This is a genomic window from Nocardia brasiliensis NBRC 14402 (assembly GCF_000308475.2).
GTDB classification, from domain to species: Bacteria; Actinomycetota; Actinomycetes; order Mycobacteriales; family Mycobacteriaceae; genus Nocardia; species Nocardia brasiliensis.
Window position 1 is genome coordinate 43,510 of record NZ_BAFT02000016.1, and the last position, 19,631, is coordinate 63,140.

8 protein-coding genes are annotated in these 19,631 nt (G+C 68.7%); 3 read left to right on the top strand and 5 right to left on the bottom strand.

Translation table 11 applies throughout. The annotated features are described in order from the left end of the window. Positions 1 to 842 precede the first annotated feature (842 nt). Positions 843 to 1,241 (bottom strand): DUF7144 family membrane protein, encoded by a 399-nt coding sequence (locus tag TY25_RS03165; protein WP_042253983.1) that lies wholly within the window; start codon positions 1,239 to 1,241, stop codon positions 843 to 845. Positions 1,242 to 1,569: 328 nt separating this feature from the next. Here TY25_RS03165 and nrdF point away from each other — a divergent pair, with 328 nt between their 5' ends. The 3 genes from nrdF (at position 1,570) to TY25_RS43870 (ending at position 3,487) form a co-directional block, all read left to right on the top strand. Then, on the top strand, positions 1,570 to 2,532 hold the full coding sequence (nrdF, locus tag TY25_RS03170) for a class 1b ribonucleoside-diphosphate reductase subunit beta (protein WP_029898323.1): 963 nt from the start codon (positions 1,570 to 1,572) through the stop codon (positions 2,530 to 2,532). Between the two features lie 139 nt (positions 2,533 to 2,671). Beyond that, positions 2,672 to 3,130, top strand: a complete 459-nt coding sequence (locus tag TY25_RS40300; RefSeq protein ID WP_146154172.1) for a hypothetical protein — start codon at positions 2,672 to 2,674, stop codon at positions 3,128 to 3,130. 144 nt (positions 3,131 to 3,274) lie between these two features. Beyond that, the gene (locus TY25_RS43870; RefSeq protein ID WP_226887215.1) at positions 3,275 to 3,487 is read left to right on the top strand and encodes a hypothetical protein; all 213 of its coding nucleotides are present in this window, start codon (positions 3,275 to 3,277) and stop codon (positions 3,485 to 3,487) included. Positions 3,488 to 3,522: 35 nt separating this feature from the next. Here the strand turns inward: TY25_RS43870 and TY25_RS03185 are convergent, their stop codons facing one another. Genes TY25_RS03185 through TY25_RS03200 form a run of 4 tightly spaced genes read right to left on the bottom strand, consistent with a single transcriptional unit; the run spans position 3,523 to position 19,470 of the window. After that, on the bottom strand, positions 3,523 to 4,338 hold the full coding sequence (locus tag TY25_RS03185; protein ID WP_042253986.1) for an ABC transporter permease: 816 nt from the start codon (positions 4,336 to 4,338) through the stop codon (positions 3,523 to 3,525). Continuing rightward, a complete protein-coding gene (locus tag TY25_RS03190; protein ID WP_042253987.1) occupies positions 4,338 to 5,156 on the bottom strand; it encodes an ABC-2 transporter permease in 819 nt (272 codons plus the stop codon). The genes TY25_RS03185 and TY25_RS03190 overlap by 1 nt, the downstream gene beginning before the upstream one ends. Further along, a complete protein-coding gene (locus TY25_RS03195) occupies positions 5,153 to 6,145 on the bottom strand; it encodes an ATP-binding cassette domain-containing protein (protein WP_042253989.1) in 993 nt (330 codons plus the stop codon). The genes TY25_RS03190 and TY25_RS03195 overlap by 4 nt, the downstream gene beginning before the upstream one ends. Next, the gene (locus tag TY25_RS03200; RefSeq protein ID WP_042253990.1) at positions 6,142 to 19,470 is read right to left on the bottom strand and encodes a non-ribosomal peptide synthetase; all 13,329 of its coding nucleotides are present in this window, start codon (positions 19,468 to 19,470) and stop codon (positions 6,142 to 6,144) included. The genes TY25_RS03195 and TY25_RS03200 overlap by 4 nt, the downstream gene beginning before the upstream one ends. Positions 19,471 to 19,631: the final 161 nt, after the last annotated feature.

The window sequence follows — 19,631 nt, forward strand, 5'->3', positions numbered from 1 at the left end:
GTTCGCGGAAACCCGACCGGCCCGCCATCCCGTTTCGGTTTCCGCGATCATCCAACCAGGCGACTGTATAGGAGGATTGCCATTTCACCGAATTGCTCACTGCGTCAAGTGAATCGACCCCGCAGGGTAGAAAAATGTCGCGTTCCAACTGGAACATTCCAGAATCGCGATTTCCCTCGCGGGTGGGTTATTGCCGCCATTTGACCGGACGGTAGACGCATTTTTCCCGGCGTACGTCCGGCACAAAGTGGAACGTTCCAATGCGATCGTCCGCATTCAGGGCGTTCCTGTACTCGGCATTGCTGCCCGATTTGGCGCGCATCCTGATTCCCATGCACCCTTTTCGGTGTGCCGCACCCGCCGCACCCGTGCAATTCGGCTCGTCGCACCCGTTTTGTGTTGTCGCACCCGTTCTGGCGAGTGGAAGGAGGTGCGCGAACCTGTAAGGGGTGCGTGAAATCGTGAAGGGTGCGCGAACACTGTGGGCGGCGGTCGGTTCGAATGGCAAGCCGAGGACGCCACCGTTGGCGAATGGTCGGGGTTATGTGGGAGTTGGGGGCAGCGGACGCTGTCGAGCCGTTATGGGTTTTCTGGCGTGTAGCACCCGTTTTGGCGTGGCAGAGCGAGTGTGATGCGCCGAAGGTGGCTCTTGAACCCTCCTGGACTGGCCGAGCATTGTTGCGAATTGCCCGACTCTGATCCGCGGTAGCGGTGGTGGACTGCGTCGTCCGTGGCAGTGAGCGTTCCTGGACGTGAAATTTGCTGCGCCCCAATTTGTTTGGACGCCGACACACGTTGACCCCAGCGCTGGCGAGCAACGCTGGGGTCGAAAACGTGCGCGCTTACTGCGCGGCGAGTTGCCGGGCCAGCGCCCAGATCACCAGAACATCGATCGCGATGATCACCAGGGCCCAGAACGGATAGATAGGAGCGAAGAGGAAGTTGTCCAGGATGCTGATCGCCGCCATGACGATGCCCGCGAGGTAACCCCAGGTCTTGCCGGTGACGATGCCGAAACCCGCGACCAGGACGAGGATCGCGATCACCAGGTGGATCCAACCCCACGTCGAGACGTCGACGAGGAACACCTGGTCTTCGGTGACGACGAAGATGTCGCGTCCCGCGATCGCGGCGACGGCGCTCATCAGATGCAGCAGACCGGTGACGAGGATCAGGACACCGGCGAAAATGGTCATGTCGTTGAGCACCGGGCCGGTGCGGACGGGTCCGGGACTGGTCATAACACACACTCCTTCCGAAACGCGTGGTACACCTATCGCCTCAACGTAGCCCCTGATCAGGCGAAACCGGCGCAGATCGGGGGATGGGAACCGCTGTGGCAAACTTTCCGCGATCTCGCGCGGCGCGCCAGCATCGATGTGGTCGTTCGGGTGCCGGTGGCGCACAATAGGGGCCGCACGCGGTGGCTCCCGGCCGTTTCCGTCCAGGTGACACACATCGCTGCGACACAAGGTGTTGTGCTGCACGGACTTGTCACCCCCAAGGAGTAGTGTCCGGGGGAGAGAAATTCCGTGACGGCCGCGGGCTCGGGAAAGGTGTGGAGGCAGCATGAAACTGATCGATCGGGTATCGGCCATCAACTGGAATCGGGTGCCCGACGAGAAGGATGCCGAGGTCTGGGATCGGCTGACCGGCAACTTCTGGCTGCCCGAGAAGGTTCCGGTGTCCAACGACATCCCCTCCTGGGGCACGTTGACCACCGATGAGAAGCAGCTGACCATGCGCGTCTTCACCGGTCTGACGCTGCTGGACACCATTCAGGGCACCGTCGGTGCGGTGAGCCTGATCCCGGATGCGCTGACCCCGCACGAGGAAGCGGTGTACACCAACATCGCGTTCATGGAGTCGGTGCACGCCAAGAGCTACAGTTCGATCTTCTCGACGCTGTGCTCCACCCGCGAGATCGACGACGCGTTCCGCTGGTCGGAGGAGAACCGTAACCTGCAGCGCAAGGCCGAGATCGTGCTCGACTACTACAACGGCGACGATCCGCTCAAGCGCAAGGTCGCCTCGACCCTGCTGGAGAGCTTTCTGTTCTACTCCGGCTTCTACCTGCCGATGTACTGGTCCTCGCGGGCCAAGCTCACCAACACCGCCGACCTGATCCGGTTGATCATCCGGGACGAGGCCGTGCACGGTTACTACATCGGCTACAAGTACCAGAAGGGTCTGGAGCTGGTCGGCCAGGCCGAGCGCGACGAGCTGAAGAACTACACGTTCGAGTTGCTCTTCGAGTTGTACGACAACGAGGTCGAATACACCCAGGACCTCTACGACGAGGTCGGTCTCACCGAGGACGTCAAGAAGTTCCTGCGCTACAACGCCAACAAGGCGCTGATGAACCTCGGCTACGAGGGCCTGTTCCCCAAGGACGAGACCGAGGTGAATCCGGCCATCCTGTCGGCACTTTCGCCCAACGCCGACGAGAACCACGACTTCTTCTCCGGCTCCGGCTCCAGCTACGTCATCGGCAAGGCCGTCAACACCGAAGACGAAGACTGGGAGTTCTGAACCACCCCAACCCGAAAACGGCGGCAGAACGCTCTGCCGCCGTTTTCCGTGCCTGCGCCTCGCCACCCCTTGATCGGCAGTTCGGACCGCTCAGTGCAGAGACTTGGCAAGAGTTCTGAAAAAGTTCAGAATGGAGACCATGGTTACTGAGGTGCAGTGGAGCGAGCTACAGCGGGACCCGAAGTCGGTCGCCAAACTGGCTGATCAGGGCTATGTCCGGGTGTGGCGCCGCGACGGTGCGCCGCTGCTGCTGATCCGGGAGGATCGGGTGCAGGAAACCTCGGAGGGTTCGGTGACCGCGGCGCGGGCGCTACGCAACGTACTGGTGCACCTGCCGACCGACGTCGCGGCTCGCGCACTCTTGGACGAATTTCCTTGGGTAGATGTCCTGCCGCCCGACGCTCAGGGACGGTTCGTGAAGGACTTCGCCCGTGCATTCCAAGCCTCGGCAGAGCTCGGTCAATGGGCTCTACTTGCGCAGGTAGTTGTCGAATGGCGAAGCACCGCAGCCGTATACGCGGATCCGGTGCTTGCCGAACAACTGTCCGATCCGCTGGATGACGACTTCGGGCCGGTTCCCGAGCCGGTGGGGGAATGACACATGTCTGCCAAACGGGGTGACCGGGTCGCGCCTCCTGCCCGTCCCGGCGCATGGGAAGCGCGATTTGCCACGACCGATGCTGCCAAGGGTTGGGAAGACCTGTGTCGGACAGCGCGATCCAACACGTGGGAGGCCTGGATCGTGCTCACCGAACGCCCGACGGCGCCGGAGAATCCGACTCGGCAACACCGGCTTCGGGATCGTTTCGCCACCCGCCTCATCGGCGGAAAGGTGTTGGAGCAGTGGCAATACGAGGTCACGGCCGGTGGCCGGATCTGGTATTGCCCTGATCCCGACGTCCGCATCGTGTGGGTGGTGCTCGCCGGGTCGGGGCATCCCAAACAGACCGACTGACATGGCAGGTCGTTTCGCTCGGAGCCGGCGACCTTTCACCTTCTGCTGGCTCGGCGGTAGCCGATGGTGGCGGGGATGGCGAAGAGGGTGATGGCGCCTAGGGACCAGAGGAAGGTGAGGGTCAGGGGGCGGGCGAGGGGGCCATCGAGGGCGAGGGCTTTCATGGCGTCGACGGCGACCGACATCGGCTGGTTGCGGACGACCGGTTGGATCCAGGTGGGGTAGGCGGCCAGGGGGACGAAACCGGTGCTGAAGAACATCATCAGCGAGGTGAGGATGGTGATCCCCTCGACCAGTGCGGCTTTGGCGTTGAAGACGGCGACCGAGGTGACCACGGTCGCGAAGGCCAAGCCGAAAAGCACCGGGATGAGCAGGAATACGAGCGTGGGCAGCAACCCTTGGTGGAAGCGGAAGCCGAGCAGGAACCCGACCAGGATGATGGCGAGGGTGCCCGCGAAGATCCGGCAGCCTTCGGCGACGATGCGGGACGCGAGTCCGGACGCCCGATGCACCGGCAGCACCCAGAAGCGAGCGAGCAGCCCCGCTTCCCGTTCCCGTCCGAGCAGCACCCCGCACGCGACGGCGCCGGAGACGGCACCGGCGATGGTGACCATCGGCACCGAACCGTAGAGCGCGCTTTCACCGGTGAATCGCTGGATCTGCCCGCCGACCACCGTTTCCAGCATGATCAGCAGCAGGCACGGGATGATCAGGGCTTCCAGCAGGGTGACCGGATTGCGCGCCCAGCGCAGCAACAGCCGCTGGGTTTGGATCAGCGTGTGCCGCAGCAGCGCCGCGGCGGACACCTCCGAGGCGCGCACGCCCTCGCTTCGATCGGCGAGCAGTGCCATCATGCCCTCCCTGCGCTCAACCGGATGGTCAGCGGTATGCACACGAGCAGAATCGCGGCCGTCCAGGCCAGCGACGGCCCCATCAGCGACCAGCTGACCCGGCCCGCGTTGCCCAGCGAGTCGCCGGCCAGCGCCCGCAGCCCGATGACGAACTGCGAGACCGGCTGGTTGCGGACGAACGCCTGGACCCAAGCCGGAAACTGATGTGCCGGAGCCAATCCCGTCGACAGCATGCCGAAGATCAAGGGCGGCAACACCAATGCCTGCGTGGTGGCTTCCGGGCTGCGGGACAGGGTGCCGATCACGTCCGCGCCGAGCGTCAGCGCGGTGCCGATGAGCATCGACAGCAGCAGGAAGCCGAGGGTGTGCGCGGTGTCGAGATAGAACCGGAACCCGATGACGTGCCCGCATACGACGGCCGCGCACAGCGACAGGGCCAGCCGGAAGATGTTGCCCGACATCCGCGCCGAGACCGGCACGAGCCGGCCGACGGGCATCGACCCGAAGCGCCGGTTGAGTCCGGCCACGGAATCGGTGGCCGCGCGGAACGCGGCCGAGATGGCGGTGAAGGCGGCGGCCTGCAGCACGACGAGCGGCATCATGAACTGCGCGTAGCTGCTGAATCCGGTGCCCGCGAACGTCATCACGGTCTTCAGCGGAATGTAGAAGCCCGCGGTGAACGTCGCGGGGGCGAGGATCGAGGTCAGCACCTCACCGGTTTTGACCGAGGGCACGATCAGCCGGGACGTGAGCACCCACCATTGCCGGGCGCGCGCCGGTGTCGCGCCGACCTCGGCGAGCCAAGCTCCGGTGGTCATGAGACCACCTCCACATCAACGGCTTTCGCCTCGTCGGTGGTGGCGAGGTGCCCGGTCAACTGCAGGAACACATCGTCGAGCGACGGCCTGCGCAACGCGATGTCGACCAGTTCCACCTGTGCCCCGTCCAACCGCCGCAACGCTTCCGCGAGTGTCTTCGCCCCGTCGGGCGCGGGGATGGTGATGCGATCCGAATCCGGTGTCAGCGCGGCCCGATTCTCCGCGGGCAGCAGCGGCCCGAGGGCGGCGGCGATGACGTTCAGGTCGGTGAGATCCAGCGGCACCACTTCGCAATAGCTGCCGCCGGTCCGGGATTTCAGCTCGTCCGCGGTGCCCTGGGCGATCACCACGCCGTGGTCGATCACGATGATGCGATCGCTCAGCGCGTCGGCCTCCTCGAGGTACTGGGTGGTGAGCAGGGTGGTGATGCCCGCCTTCTTGAAGCTGCGCACGAGATCCCAAACCCCTTGCCTACTACGTGGATCCAGCCCGGTCGTGGGCTCGTCGAGGAACACCACGTCCGGACGGACGACGAGGCCGCACGCGATATCGATGCGCCGCCGCATGCCGCCCGAGTAGGTGCAGACCCGGCGTCCCGCCGCACCGACTAGATCGAACTCGGTGAGCAACTCGTCCGCCCGGGCCCGGGCGGCGCGCTTGCGCAGGCCCATCAGTCTGCCGAACATCACGAGATTCTCGTAGCCGCTGAGCATGTCATCGAGCGCGGCGTACTGCCCGGTCAACATGATGGAGCGGCGCACGGCCGCCGGGTCGGTCACGACGTCGTGCCCGGCGACGAGCGCGCGGCCGCGGTCCGGGGCGATGAGCGTCGAGAGGATGTTCACCGTGGTGGTCTTGCCTGCGCCGTTGGGGCCGAGGATGCCGAGGATCTCGCCCGGCGTCGCCACGAAATCGACGCCGCGCAAGGCCTGCACGGCACCGAACGACTTCTCGATGCCCTCGACCACCACTCCCTGCTCGGAATTCATTGTTGTCCTTCCAGATGTTCGTCGAGCACGCGCGCGATGATCGGCAGCACGTGTGGTGCGGTCAGCTCGTTGTGGGTGACCTCGATGTCGTGGTTGACGACCGACCCGGTCGCGTACGGCCGCCAGCCGTCCGGTCCGACGATGTCGGAGCTGTCCACCGTCGCGCTGAAATACAGCAGGTCGCCGTCGAATACGGGTCGCTGATACCCCGCGCGGGAGCGGGCGGCCGCGTTGTACGACTCGGTCAGCCGCTCGATCATGTCCGCGTCGACGAGCGCGAGACCGCCGAGCCGTGCGCGGATGCGCTCGGCCGCTTCGCTCGCGGTGGCCTCGGCGGGCACGTCGTGGATCCCGAAGATCGCGCCGAAACTGTTGACGAAGGCGCCCGCCGTGAGCTGTTCGACGTCCGAACCGTCGACGTCGGCGGTATCCGAATCCAGTAGGGCGACAAGGCCGACGCGGTGTCCGTCCGCCTGCAACCGGGCCGCGACGGCGTGTGCGAGCACGCCGCCGAACGACCAGCCGAGCAGGTGGTACGGCCCGGATGGTTGCAGCGCCCGAATCTCGCGGGCATATCGGTCGGCGAATTCCTCGATCGAGCGCAGCGACGGTTCGCGGCCGCTGAGGTCCGGCGCCTGCAGGGCGTAGATCGGCCGCCCCGGCCGCAGCGTCTGCGCGAATCCCAAGTAACTCCAGGAGATTCCGGACGACGGGTGGATGCAGAACAGCGCGGGCTCGGTACCGTCCGGCCGGATCGGCAACACCACGTCCAGTCCCAGCGCGAGGTCCGGTGCGGGCCGGGCCGCCGCCGCTTCCTCCTCCGCCGCAAGTTTCGCGGCGGGGGTGCGCGCGAATTCGGCTGCGGCACCGAGCGCATCGAGCCACAGACCGGCCAGCCCGGCGATCTCGGCACGGTGCAGCAGGGTTTGCGGGAACGTGAAGTCCGCGCGCAGCTTGCCGTCGACCACTGTCGCGTGCACCTCCAGCACCGAGAGCACAGGCAGGTCGGCATCGGCCGCGGCGAACAGCTCACCGAACTCGCCGGTCCGTGTCCACCCCAGGCCGTCGAGTCCGGCCGGGACATCCGAAGCGGACTCGGCCCCGTGATAACGGAAACCGATCTGCCCCGGCGCACCTTTGGCGGTGCGCAGCTGAGCACCGGTGTCCTGGTTGAGGTAACGCAGCATCCCGAACCCGATCCCGTTGTCCGGCACCGCGTTCAGCTGCTGCTTCACCGTACGGATCGCCGTGCCCAGCGCAGGACCGGCCGCGAGCGCGGCGTCGACGTCGACCTGCGCGAGTTCGAGCCGCACCGGGTAGTGCCCGGCGAGCGAACCGATCGTGCGCGACAAGCTCGCACCGGGGACGACATCGGCTTGCCTGCCTCGTCCTTCCAGGCGCAGCAGCGTATCCGTGCCCGCCGCCCCGGATCGCTGGGCCCGCCAGCGCAGCAGCGCCAACGTGAGCGCGGTCAGCAGGACGTGCTCGGTGTCGGCCGCGAACAGTCTCGGCAGGTCCGTGCACACGGTCGCGGTGACCTCGGCGGACGCTTCGCAGCGCACCGTGCGCAGCCGACGCGTCCGATCGACGGCGGGATCCAGTGCCCGGCTGCCGACCATCGGGTCCGCGCCGGCGAGCACACCTTGCCAATACCCGAGCTCGAGAACGCGGGTGGCGCTGTGGGCTTCGTCGACGAGCGCGTGTGCCCACCGGCGCATGGATGTTCCGGTCTCCGCGAGCACCGCGGTGTTGCCGACGCGCACCTGCGCCCACGCCGCGATCAGGTCCGGCAGCAGAATCGCCCACGAGGCCTCGTCGATCAGCAGTCGGCTCGCCAGCACGAGCAGCCGACCGGCGCTGGTCCGGGCGCCGGCGTCGCCGACCGGATCGAGCCAGAGGCACCGCAGCACAACGCCGTTCGCCGGGTCCTGCCGGTTGGCCGGCGAATCCAGTTCGGCCAGTACGTATTCGCGCAGATCGACCGAATCGGCCGCGGCATCGAACTCGACCCGGCGCACCAGCGCGCCGACCGCTACCGAGCCGGGTTCGCCCACCTGCAGTCGCCAGTCGCCGCCCGCGCGTCGCAGCCGGGCCCGGAGCATGTCGTGCCGGTCGATCACCGCCGCGAGGGTGGTGTCCAGCTGCGCACGCTCGATGCCGATCGGCAGTTCGAGCGTCGCGATGCGCGCGGCGCGCAGGAAACCGCTGTCCTGCTCCAGCAGGTACCGCGTCGTCGGCGGGAGCGGCAGGTCACCGACGCCGCCACCGGGCAGCTCCGCCAGCGGCGCGACCGCACCGGTCCCATCCACGGCCGCGGCCAGCGCGGCGACGGTGCGGTGCTCGAACACCTGGAGCGGCGTGCAGTCGATGCCCCGCTGCTTCGCCTGGGACACCAGCTGGATCGCGAGAATGCTGTCGCCGCCGAGTTCGAAGAACGACGCGTCGATACCGACGCGGTCGAGTCCGAGCAGCCCGGCGACGATCTGGGCCAGGGCTTCCTCGGTCGCCGTACGGGGCGCCCGGTATTCGGTCTCCGCGGCACTGAACTGCGGTGCGGGCAACGCTTTTCGATCCAGCTTGCCGACCGCGGTGAGCGGGATCTCGTCCAGGACGACGAACGCTGCCGGCACCATGTAGCCGGGCAGCGCCTCGGCGGCGAACTCGCGGATCTGTGCGAGATCGAGTTCGACACCGGGCTTCCGGACAAGATACGCGGCCAATACGGTAGTGCCCGCAGGGCCTGAGACGCCCAGCGTGAGTGCGAAATCGACGCCGTCCGCCCGGCCGAGCACCGCGTCGATCTCACCGAGTTCGATCCGCTGCCCGCGCACCTTCACCTGGAAGTCGGTGCGGCCGAGATACTCCAGCACGGGCCCGCCATGCGTATCGGCCCGCGTCCACCGCACGAGGTCGCCCGTGCGATACATCCGTTCGCCCGGCGCGCCATAGGGATTCGTGACGAAACGACCGGCGGTCAGGCTCGGCCTGGCGTGGTAGCCGCGCGCCAGCGCGGGCCCGGCGAGGTACAGCTCGCCCGCGACGCCGATCGGGACCGGTCGCAGCCTGGCGTCGAGCACCATGGCGGCCGCGCCGCGAATGGGCGGTCCGAGCGAGACGGGCGCGCCGACGCGCACCGCGGCACCGGTTGCCACGACGGTGAACTCGGTCGGCCCGTACAGGTTCACCATCCGCAGGCCGCGGCGATGACCGCACCACCGCTCGACGAGTTCGGCGCCGACCGCCTCGCCGCCCACCGCGAGCACCCGCACCTCCGGCACGCCGGCGGGATCGATGGTGGCGAGCGCGGACGGCGTGATCATCACGTGCGTGACGTGCTCGGCGTCGATCAGTTCGGCCAGCGCACCGCCGCCGAACACCCCTGCGGGCGAGACGACCGAAGCGCCGCCCCAGCCGAACGCCATCAGCGCCTCGAGTATCGACGCGTCGAAACTCGGTGAGGCGACGTGCAGTACCCGCGACTCCTCGTCCAGATCGAGCAGATCGCCCTGGGCCGCGACGAAATCGGCGATGCCGCGGTGCGTCACGGACACGCCCTTGGGGGTGCCGGTGGAGCCGGAGGTGTAGATGAGCCAGGCGGGATTGTCCAGCCGGATCGGTCGCGGCAATTCTTGGTCGCGCACCGGACGGGCGTCCGCGGCGGACCACCGCTGCACGACGTCGAGATCATCGAGCACCAGCCAATCGGTGCTGTCCGGCAGCAGGTCCCGGTAGGCCCGCAGTGTGAGTCCCACGCGCGCACCGGAATCGGTGAGCATGTGATCGATGCGCTCGATCGGGTGCTTCGGATCGACCGGCAGGAAGGCCGCGCCGATCTTCGCCGCCGCCCACATACCGGTGAGCAGGTCGGGCGAGCGCGGCAGGCCCAGGGCCACCACGGTTTCCGGGCCGGCGCCCGCTTCGAGCAGGAGCCGGGCCAATCGATTGGCGTGCGTGTCGAGTTCGCGATAGGTGGTCGTGTCACCGGCCGCGACCACGGCGGGCCGCTGCGGATATCGAGCCACGGTAGCCGCGAGCAAGGCGGGCAGCGTCGTCGCTCCGACGCTGTCGAAGCCGCGCACCGGAATCAGTTGCGCGCGTTCCTGGTCGTCGAGCAGCTCGATATCGGCGACCCGCACGTCGGGCCGGGCCAGTACCGCGGCCAGGATCCGGCGCCAGCGGGTGACGAACGAGGACACGGTCGCCGCGTCGAACAGGTCCGTCGCATAGGTCAGTACACCGGCGAGACCCGCCGGGCCGGACGCGTCGAAGCGTTCGCGCAGATCGAGGGTCAGATCGAATTGCGAAGCGCGCCGGTCGAAGTCCTCCACCTCCAGCCGCAGCCCGGGCAGTTCCAGCACCGGCTCGACGAAGTTCTGCAGCGACAGCGACACCTGGAACAGCGGGTGGTGGGCCGTCGACCGGGCCGGATTCAACGCCTGCACGAGACGTTCGAAGGACACGTCGGCGTGGGCGAACGCGTCGAGATCGGCCGTCCGCACGGCATGCAGGAACTCGGCGAAGCCGAGCCCCGGATCGACCACGGTGCGCAACGCGAGCGTGTTGACGAACATGCCGACCAATTCGTCCAGCGCGGCCTCCCCGCGGCCCGCCACGGGTGTGCCGATCACCACGTCGTCGGTGCCGCCGAGCCGTGCCAGCAGCACGGCCAGGGCCGCGTGCACGACCATGAACAGGCTCGTCTGTTGCGTCGCCGCGAATTCGACCAGGGCGCTGTGCAGTTCGGCCTCGATCGTGAACTCGACGTCGGCGCTGTGCATCGACTGCACGGCCGGGCGCGGGCGATCGGCGGGCAGCTCCAGCACCTCGGGGGCGTCGGCGAGGGTCTCGGTCCAGTACCGAATCTGGCGTGCCGCCAAGGAATCCGGATCGGTCTCGCTGCCGAGCACCTCACGATGCCACAGCGCGAAATCGGCGTACTGCACCGTCAACGGCACCCGTGTGGTGTCGGCGCCCGCCGCACGCTCGGAGTAGGCGGCGACGAGATCGGTGGCCAGCGGCGCCATCGACGCGCCGTCCGCGCTGATGTGGTGCACCACCAGGACAACGACGTGCACCGCCGCGGCCTCGGCGACCGGCGACGGCTCCGCCGTGGCATGACCGGACGCTACGGCGGGCACGCCCGCGAACGCACCCGACGACACTGCCGGAGCACCGCCGACCGCACCGGACGACACCGGCCCCGCCGCTCGCGTGGTATCGGTCGCCGCGACGGAACCTGCTGTGACACGGAACAATCCGACCCGCAACGGCGGCTCATGGCTGATGTCGAAGCCGGTGTCCGCGAGGGCGTTGATCCGAGTACGCAGGGCCGTACCGTCTTCGGTGTCGACGACGACCAGCCCGGGATCCGCCGATTCGGCGTTCATGATCACCTGGCGCGGACCCTCCGCATCGGCCGGGTAGATCGTGCGCAGGCTCTCGTGCCTGCGCACCACATCGGTCAACGCGTGGCGCATCGCATCGACGTCGAGGGTGCCGGTGAGTCGCAGTGCGACAGCGATGTTGTAGGCGGGCGAGCCGGGGTCGAGCCGGTTCAGCACCCACATCCGCTGTTGCGCGGGGGAGAGCGGGATGCGGTCCGGGCGGATGCGCGGTGCGAGCGCGAACCGGCCCGGCGCACCGTCGGTGGCTGGGACGACGCGGGCGGACAGCTGCGCGACGGTGGGCGCGTCGAACAGGTCGCGCAGGGCGATGGTCGAGCCGAGGGCCGAATTGACCCGTGCGACAACCTTTGTCGCGCTCAGCGAGTTGCCGCCGAGTTCGAAGAACGATTGATCGACGCCGACCCGCTCGGTGCCGAGCACGTCGGCGAACACCTCGGCCACCGCCTGCTCCACGGGCGTGCGAGGCGCCAGATACGGCCGGTTGGCGTCCGAGAAGTCGGGCACCGGAAGCGCTTTGCGGTCCAGCTTGCCGACCGGCGTGAGCGGAATCGAGTCGAGCACGACCAGGTAGCCGGGCACCATGTATCCCGGCAGCTCGCCTGCCACCCGCACGCGCAGCCTTTCGGTGTCCAACCGCACGCCCGGGGCGGGCAGCACGTAGGACACCAGCACCGTCGCCCCGGCGGGCCCGGCGCGGCCGATCGTCACCGCGTACTCGACCTCCTCGTCGCGCGAGAGCACGGCGTCGATCTCGCCGAGTTCGATGCGCAGGCCACGGATCTTGACCTGGAAGTCGCTGCGGCCCAGGTATTCCAGTTCGTAGTCGCCGCGCTGCCCGACGACCCAGCGCACCATGTCCCCGGTCCGGTACATCCGTGCGCCGGGCGCGCCGTAGGGATCGGCGACGAAGCGACCGGCGGTCATCTCGAAACGATTGAAGTAGCCGCGGGCGAGTGCCGGTCCGGCCAGGTACAACTCGCCCGGTACCCCGACCGGGACCGCGCGCAGCCAGGTGTCGAGCACCATGGTGGCGGCGCCGCGGATCGGGCCGCCGATGGTGATCGGTTCGCCCGCGACGAGTTCGGCGGGCCCGGTCGCCCAGATGCTGAACTCGGTCGGTCCGTAGAGGTTCACCATCCGCCGCCCGATCGACCAGCGGTCGATGAGCTCTGGGGTGGCCGCCTCGCCGGCCACCGCGAGCACGCGCAGTTGGTCGAGTCCGGTGGGTTCCATGGTGGCCAGCGCCGAGGGCGTGATCACCGCGTGGGTCACCCGTTCGGTGCGCAGCAGCTGTTCCAGCTCGGCGCCGCCGTAGACGTCCGGCGGCGACACCACGAGCCTGCCGCCCGCGCCGTGCGCGGTGAGCAGTTCGAAGACCGAGGCGTCGAAGCTCGGCGAGGCCACCTGCAGGGCACTCGCCGTCGGATCGAGGGCGAGTGTTTCCCGTTGGGCGGACACGAGATTCGCGATGCCGCGGTGACTGAGCAGCACCGCCTTCGGTTTCCCGGTGGAGCCCGAGGTGTAGATGAGGTACGCCGTTTGGTCGAGGTCGATCGGGCCGCCGCGTTCGTCGTCGGTGATCGGGTCGGCGGACACGGTCATCACCCGGCGGATCGTGTTCAGATCGTCGAGCAGCAGCCAGTCGATGCTGCCGGGCAGCGTCTCACCGGTCGCGGTGACGGTGACCCCGATGGGCGCTTTCGAGTCGGTGAGCATGTGCTCGATCCGCTCGACCGGATAGTTGGGGTCCAGCGGCGCGAAGGCCGCGCCGGATTTGGCTAGTGCCCAGACCGCCACCACCGATTCCAGCGAGCGGGTGAGCGCCAGCACCACGAAGACCTCGCGGCCGACACCGCGGCTCAGCAGCAGCCGCGCGAAGCGGTTCGACCAGGCGTCGAGTTCGCCGTAGGACATGGTGAGTTCGCCCGCACTGACCGCGATGGCGTCGGGATCGATCGCCGCACCCGCGGCGAGGATCTCCGGAAGTGTGCTGAGCGCCAGCGATTCGGGCCCGTGCACCGGCAGCAGCGCCGCGCGCTCGGCCGCGTCGCAGTACTGCACCTGCGAGACCAGCGCCCGCGGATTGTCGGCGAGCTGGGTGAGCAGCCGGACGAAACGATCGAGCAGCGGTCGCGCCGCGGCGGGCTCGAGCTGGTCGGCCATGAATTTCAAGGTGATCCGCAGGGTGTCGCGGCCGTTGTCGCCGCGCAGCGGAATGACCATGAGGTTCAACGGGTACGGCGTGGCGTCGGTGCCTGCCACGTCGAGCACCCGCATGCCCGCGATGTCGAGCGCCTGGGACAGGGCCTCGCGGTCGATCGGATACGACTCGAAAACCGTGAGTGTGTCGAACAATTCGGCGAGCCCCACGGCCTGATGGATGGCCGCCAGGCCGACGTGCTGATGATCGAGCAACCGAGCCTGCTCGGCTTGCAGCCGGGCGAGCAGATCGACCACCTGCTCGGCCGGATCGAGCTGCACCCGCACGGGCAGCGTATTGATGAACAGGCCCACCATCTCTTCGACACCGGCCAGCTCCGGGGGACGCCCGGACACGGTGCCGCCGAACACCACATCGGTGCGGCCGGTACGCATCGCGAGCAGCATCGCCCAGCTCGCCTGCACCAGAGTATTGACGGTGGCGCCGGATTCACGCGCGGCGGCTTCCAGACGGGCGACCGTGTCGGCGGACAGGTCGGTGGACAGCATCCCCGTCTCGGTCGATTCGATCCCGGCCAGGGTGGGCACCGCGCGGGTGGGGGTGTCGATACCGGCCAGCGACTGCCGCCATGCGGCGATCGAGGCGTCGTTGTCCTGTTCGCGCAGCCAGCCGAGGAATTCGCGGTAGGAGTGCGCGGGCGCCAGCGCGGTCGCATCGCCCGAGGTGACGTAGAGCGTCAGCAGTTCGCGCACCAGCAGCGGCGTCGACCAACCGTCGAGCACCAGATGGTGATTGGTCAACACGAACCGGTACGCCTCGGCGTCGGTGCGGATCAGCGTGCACCGGATCAACGGCGGCTTGGTGAGTTCGAATCGGGTGTGCGCGTCCAGCGCGATCACCCGATCGAGTTCGCGCTGCCGCTGATCGGGATCGGCGATGCCGGTCAGATCCACCTCGTGCCAGCCGATCTCGGCCGCGGCCAGCACGAGCTGGCGTGGGCCGTCGTCGGTTTCCACGAAGGCGACCCGCAGATTCTCGTGTCTGGACACCAATGCCTGTGCGGCCGTGCGCAATCGGGCCGCGTCGACCGTGCCCGCCAGGGTGAGCAGGGATTGCACGGTGTAGCCGTCGGCGGTGTCCGAGTCGTACAGCGCATGGAAGAGCAGGCCGTACTGCAGGGGCGAGAGCGGCCAGACGTCGGCGAGGTCGCGGTAATCGCTCTCCCAGGTGTCGATCTGGGCCTGGGTGACCGGGACGAGGTCGAAGTCCGAGGGCGTGCGTCCGCCCGCTCCCGCGCTCGTCGCGTGCGCGGCGAGCCCGCGCAGCGCCTCGGCCCACAGCTCGGCCAGCTGGTCCACCTCGGCGGCGGCGAGCAGTCGGGAGGCGTAGGCCCAGGTCACTTCCAGACCCGCGTCGGTGCGCACGGCGTTGATGTCGACGACCGCGGCCAAGGGCGCCCGATCGTCCTGCGTCGCCGTGAAACGTTGCGGCAGCCAAGGTCCCGTGTCCGCGCCGGTGGTCGCCCGGCCCAGATAGTTGAAGCTGATCTGCGGGGTCGGACCGGCGGCGAGCGCCGCGGCAGACTCGGCGTGCAGATAGCGCAGCATGCCGAAGCCGATGCCCTTGTCCGGCACCGTGCGCAGCTGTTCCTTCGCCGCCTTGATCGCCGCGCCTGCCGCGGCCCCACCGGCGAACGCCTCGTCCAGATCGATCCCCGTCAGGTCGATCGCCACGGGATACACACTGGTGAACCAGCCGACCGTGCGCGCGACGTCGGCGCCGGGCAAGATCTCCTCCGCCCGGCCGTGGCCTTCCAGCGTAAACAGCGTCGCGTGCCGGTCCCGCCACCGGCCGACCGCCAGCGCGAGCGCGGCCAGCAGCACATCGTCCGCGCTGCAATGGAATCGGTCGGGAGCGGTGGTCAGCACGGCGGCCGCGATCTCGGGGACGATCACCGTTTGCCGCTGGGCCATGGTGGCGACGACATCGACCTCGGGATCCAAGGTAGCGGTGCCGAACGCCGGGTCCGGCGTCGCCAGGATCTCCTGCCAGAGCGGCAGTTCGGCGGTGCGTTCGGCGGCTTGCTCGGCTTGGCCGTGCGCCCAGCGCCGGAACGAGGTGCCGACCGGCGCGAGGGTGCCGCCCATGGCGGCGGTCGCGAGGTCCGGCAGCAGGATGCGCCAGGAGACGCCGTCGGTCACCAGATGGTGCAGCACCAGCCAGAGCGCGGGCTCGTCCGCTTCGAGCAGTACGAAACGCGCGACCACGCCTGCCGCCGGATCGAGCAGGTCGGCGGCGCGCTGCAATTCGCGTTCCGCGCTGTCCGCGTCCGCCCGCACCGCCTCGACCAGGGACTCGGCGTCGATGGCGCCCGGTTCGGCCACCGTCCAGGACCAGCCGTCGTCGGTTCGGCGCAGCGTAGAGCGCAGCAGATCGTGCCGGTCCAGCAGTGCCTGCACCGCGGCGACGACCTGTTTCCGCTCGAAATTCGCGGGCAGGCCGACGAGTACCGCTTGCGCGAAACGTGGCCAGGTATCGCCCTGCGCCAGCATGGCGTGCACGATCGGGGTCAGTTCGACTTCGCCGACGCCACCGCCCGGCAGTTCGTGCACCACCTGCGCGGGCACCTCGGTCGCGACGGCGGCCAGCGCGGCAACGGTCTTGCGCTCGAACACATCTCGCGCGCTGAGGCCGAGGCCCGCGGCCTTCGCCCGCGACACGAGCTGAATGGAGACGATGCTGTCGCCGCCGAGCGCGAAGAAGCTCTCGTCGACGCCGACCTGGTCGAGGCCGAGTACCTCCGCGAAGAGCGCGGCGAGGGTCTGCTCGCGCGGCGTGGACGGCGCCCGGCTGACGAGCGCGCGGGTGCCGAAATCCGGTGCGGGCAGCGCTTTGCGGTCCACCTTGCCGAGCGGGGTGAGCGGAACGTGCTCGAGCACCATCACCACGGCCGGCACCATGTACGCCGGGAGTGTCTCTCCGGCAGCCGCTTTCAACGCCTCGGGATGCACCTCGGCGCCGGGCCGCGGCAGGACGTAGGACACCAACGCGGTCGCGCCCGTGCCGGTCTCGGCGCCGAGCGTGATCGCGAAATCGATCTCGGGCAGTCGCTGCAGCGCCGCATCGATCTCGCCCAGCTCGATCCGGAAGCCGCGCACCTTCACCTGGAAATCGCTGCGGCCCTGGTACTCCAGCTCGAGCCGGTCACCGTGGCGGTGCCAGCGCACCAGGTCGCCGGTGCGATACATCCGCGCGCCCGCAGCGTACGGGTCGGCGACGAACCGGCCTGCCGTGAGCCCGTTGCGCCGGTGATATCCGCGCGCCAGGCCGGGGCCCGCGAGATAAAGCTCCCCCAGGGTGCCGGGTGGCACCGGGCGCAGCCAGGGGTCCAGCACGACGGCGGCGACACCGCGGGCCAGGCCGCCGATGGTGACCGGTGCGCCCGGCACCAGCGGCCCGCTGAGGGTCGCGGTCACCGTGGTCTCGGTGGGGCCGTAGCCGTTGAGCAGCGTGCGGCCCGCCCACTTGGCCACCAGCTCCGGCGGGCAGGCGTCACCGCCCACGATCACCGTCCGCAGCTCGGGCAGGCTCGCCGGGTCCAGCGAACCGACCACTGCCGGAGTGACATTCAAATGCGTGACGCGGTGTGCCCGCAGCACCTCGGCCAGCTCCTCGCCCGCGTAGGCCGCGGGGGGCACGATCGCGAGGGTGGCGCCCGTCGCGAGCGTCACCAGGATCTCCTCGACCGAGATGTCGAAACTCGGCGAAACCGCGTGTGCGACCACGGAGTCCGCGGTGACCCCGAATCCGGCGGCGGAGCCGGTCGCGAGGTTCGCCAGTCCGCGATGCGACACCGCCACACCCTTGGGCAGACCGGTGGAACCCGAGGTGTAGATGAGGTAGGCGATCTGGTCGAGGTGCAGCGCGCCGGTGCGTTCGGCGGCGGTGACGGCGGCCGAGTCCTGTTCGGCCACGATGTGATCGGTGTCCGCGTCGTCGAGGGTCAACCAGTGCACCCGGTCCGGCAACGCGGTCCGCGCCGCCGCGACCGTCAGGCCCGCGACGACGCCGCTGTCGCCGACCATGTGCTCGATCCGATCGGCCGGATAGGTCGGGTCGATCGGGACGAACGCCGCCCCGGTCTTGGCGACCGCGAGGGTGGCCAGCACGGATTCCAGCGAGCGCGGGATCGAGATCGCCACGGCGCGTTCAGGTCCGGCTCCTGCCGCGATCAGCACCCGGGCGAGGCGATTTGTGCGCTCGTCGACCTCCCGGTAGGTGAGCGCGACGTCGCCGGCGCGGATCGCGATCGCGTCCGGATCGAGACGTGCTCCGGCCGTGAGGATTTCGGGAAGAGTGCGGGCGGCCACACCTTCGGCCCCCGTGGCGGGCACCAGTTCGGCCCGTTCCTCCTCGGACACCACCGGCACCGTCGAGAGCGCCGCATCCGGCCCGGCCGTGAGGAACTCGTGCAGAAAGCGCAGGAAGCGTCGATGCTGCGCGGCCAATTCGGTGTCGCTGTACAGGTTCGCGTTGGCCTGGAAGTCGATGTGGGTGCTCTCGCCGCCCACGCCGGGATAGAAATTGAGGAACAGGTCATCGATCAGACCCGAGGTCAGCACGTGCAACCGCCCGGTCACCGGGCCGAGCTGAATCCTGGTGTCCACCATCATCAGGTTCACCGAGGGGCCGAAGGACGCGGCCTCGTCCATCGACCAGCCCAGGTCGCGGAAGATGTCCTCCTGCCGGTACCGCTGCCTGCGCAGCGCGCTGGTCAGCTCGCCCTGCGCGGCCCGGATCACCTCGCCCACCGTGGTGGCCGGGGTCAGCCGCAGCCGCAACGGCACCACATTGGCGATCATCCCGCCGGAACGCCGCAGGATCGCGGTGGTGCGTGCCGAAACCGGCAGGCTCAGTACCACTTCGGCGGCACCGGTCATCGCCGCCAGGTAGGCGCCGAAGGCGGCGACCACGGTCGGCGCGACGCCGGAATCGGCCTCCTTGGCGACGGACTCCAGCAGGACCGCGGTGTCCGGCGGCAACGCACCGGCGAAGCGGCTGGGATGCGCGTCGACCTCGGCGGTGCGGCCCGCGAGGCTGACCGGATCGGCCACCCCGTCCAGATGGGTCAGCCAGTGCTCGCGGTCGGCCGCGAACCGATCCGAGGTGCGGTAGGCGAGATCGGCCTCGACGATCTTGCGCAGATCCTCGGCCTTGGCCGCGGGCGGCTCCTCGCCCGCGAGCGCCGCGTTGTACAGCTCCCCGGTGCGCTGCACCATCGTCAGCGCGCCCATGCCGTCCAGCACGATGTGATGGATGCGGGAGTACCAGTACCAGCGGTCCTCGGCCAGCCGCAGCATCACCACCCGGACCAGCCGGTCGCGGGTGAGTTCGAGCGGCGCGTTGTATTCCGCGCGCATCCAGGCGTGCGCGGCGGCTTCGGGATCCGGCTCGCCGCGCAGGTCCAGCGTGATCAGGTTGTCGTCCAGGGTGGGGTCGACGAACTGGAACGGCTGACCGGCTACCTCCACCAATCGCAGATAGCCGGTGCCGAATTCGCGACCGGCCTGCCGGGCCGCGCGGGCGAGCAGGTCCAGCTCGATCGGACCGCGCAACTCGACGTACTGGGCGATCGAGATGGGAGTGTCGCCGGCGATGTGCTGTGCGAACCAGATGCCGCGCTGGGCCGCCGAGAGCGGGAAGGCGCCTTCGGGCAGACCGGTAGCGGTCTCGAGGGATGCGAGGGAAGGCTGTTGCATGAATAGTCCTACGTTCTTACCGCTCACAGCTGCGCGGCTGTGACCGCCGCTGGCTTCCGCGGTAGTGGTAGTACCTGCCGCACAGCTTCGCGACAGGTTCATTCTGAACCGATGACGTGTGCACCGATGGGTGTTTGCCGACATGTGGTACCCGGACACGC

Bases quoted from the DNA above. Each gene is read 5' to 3' on its own strand.
- TY25_RS03165 (WP_042253983.1), bottom strand. From the start codon at position 1,241: ATGACCAGTCCCGGACCCGTCCGCACCGGCCCGGTGCTCAACGACATG.
- nrdF (WP_029898323.1), top strand. From the start codon at position 1,570: ATGAAACTGATCGATCGGGTATCGGCCATCAACTGGAATCGGGTGCCC.
- TY25_RS40300 (WP_146154172.1), top strand. From the start codon at position 2,672: ATGGTTACTGAGGTGCAGTGGAGCGAGCTACAGCGGGACCCGAAGTCG.
- TY25_RS03185 (WP_042253986.1), bottom strand. From the start codon at position 4,338: ATGGCACTGCTCGCCGATCGAAGCGAGGGCGTGCGCGCCTCGGAGGTG.
- TY25_RS03190 (WP_042253987.1), bottom strand. From the start codon at position 5,156: ATGACCACCGGAGCTTGGCTCGCCGAGGTCGGCGCGACACCGGCGCGC.
- TY25_RS03195 (WP_042253989.1), bottom strand. From the start codon at position 6,145: ATGAATTCCGAGCAGGGAGTGGTGGTCGAGGGCATCGAGAAGTCGTTC.
- TY25_RS03200 (WP_042253990.1), bottom strand. From the start codon at position 19,470: ATGCAACAGCCTTCCCTCGCATCCCTCGAGACCGCTACCGGTCTGCCC.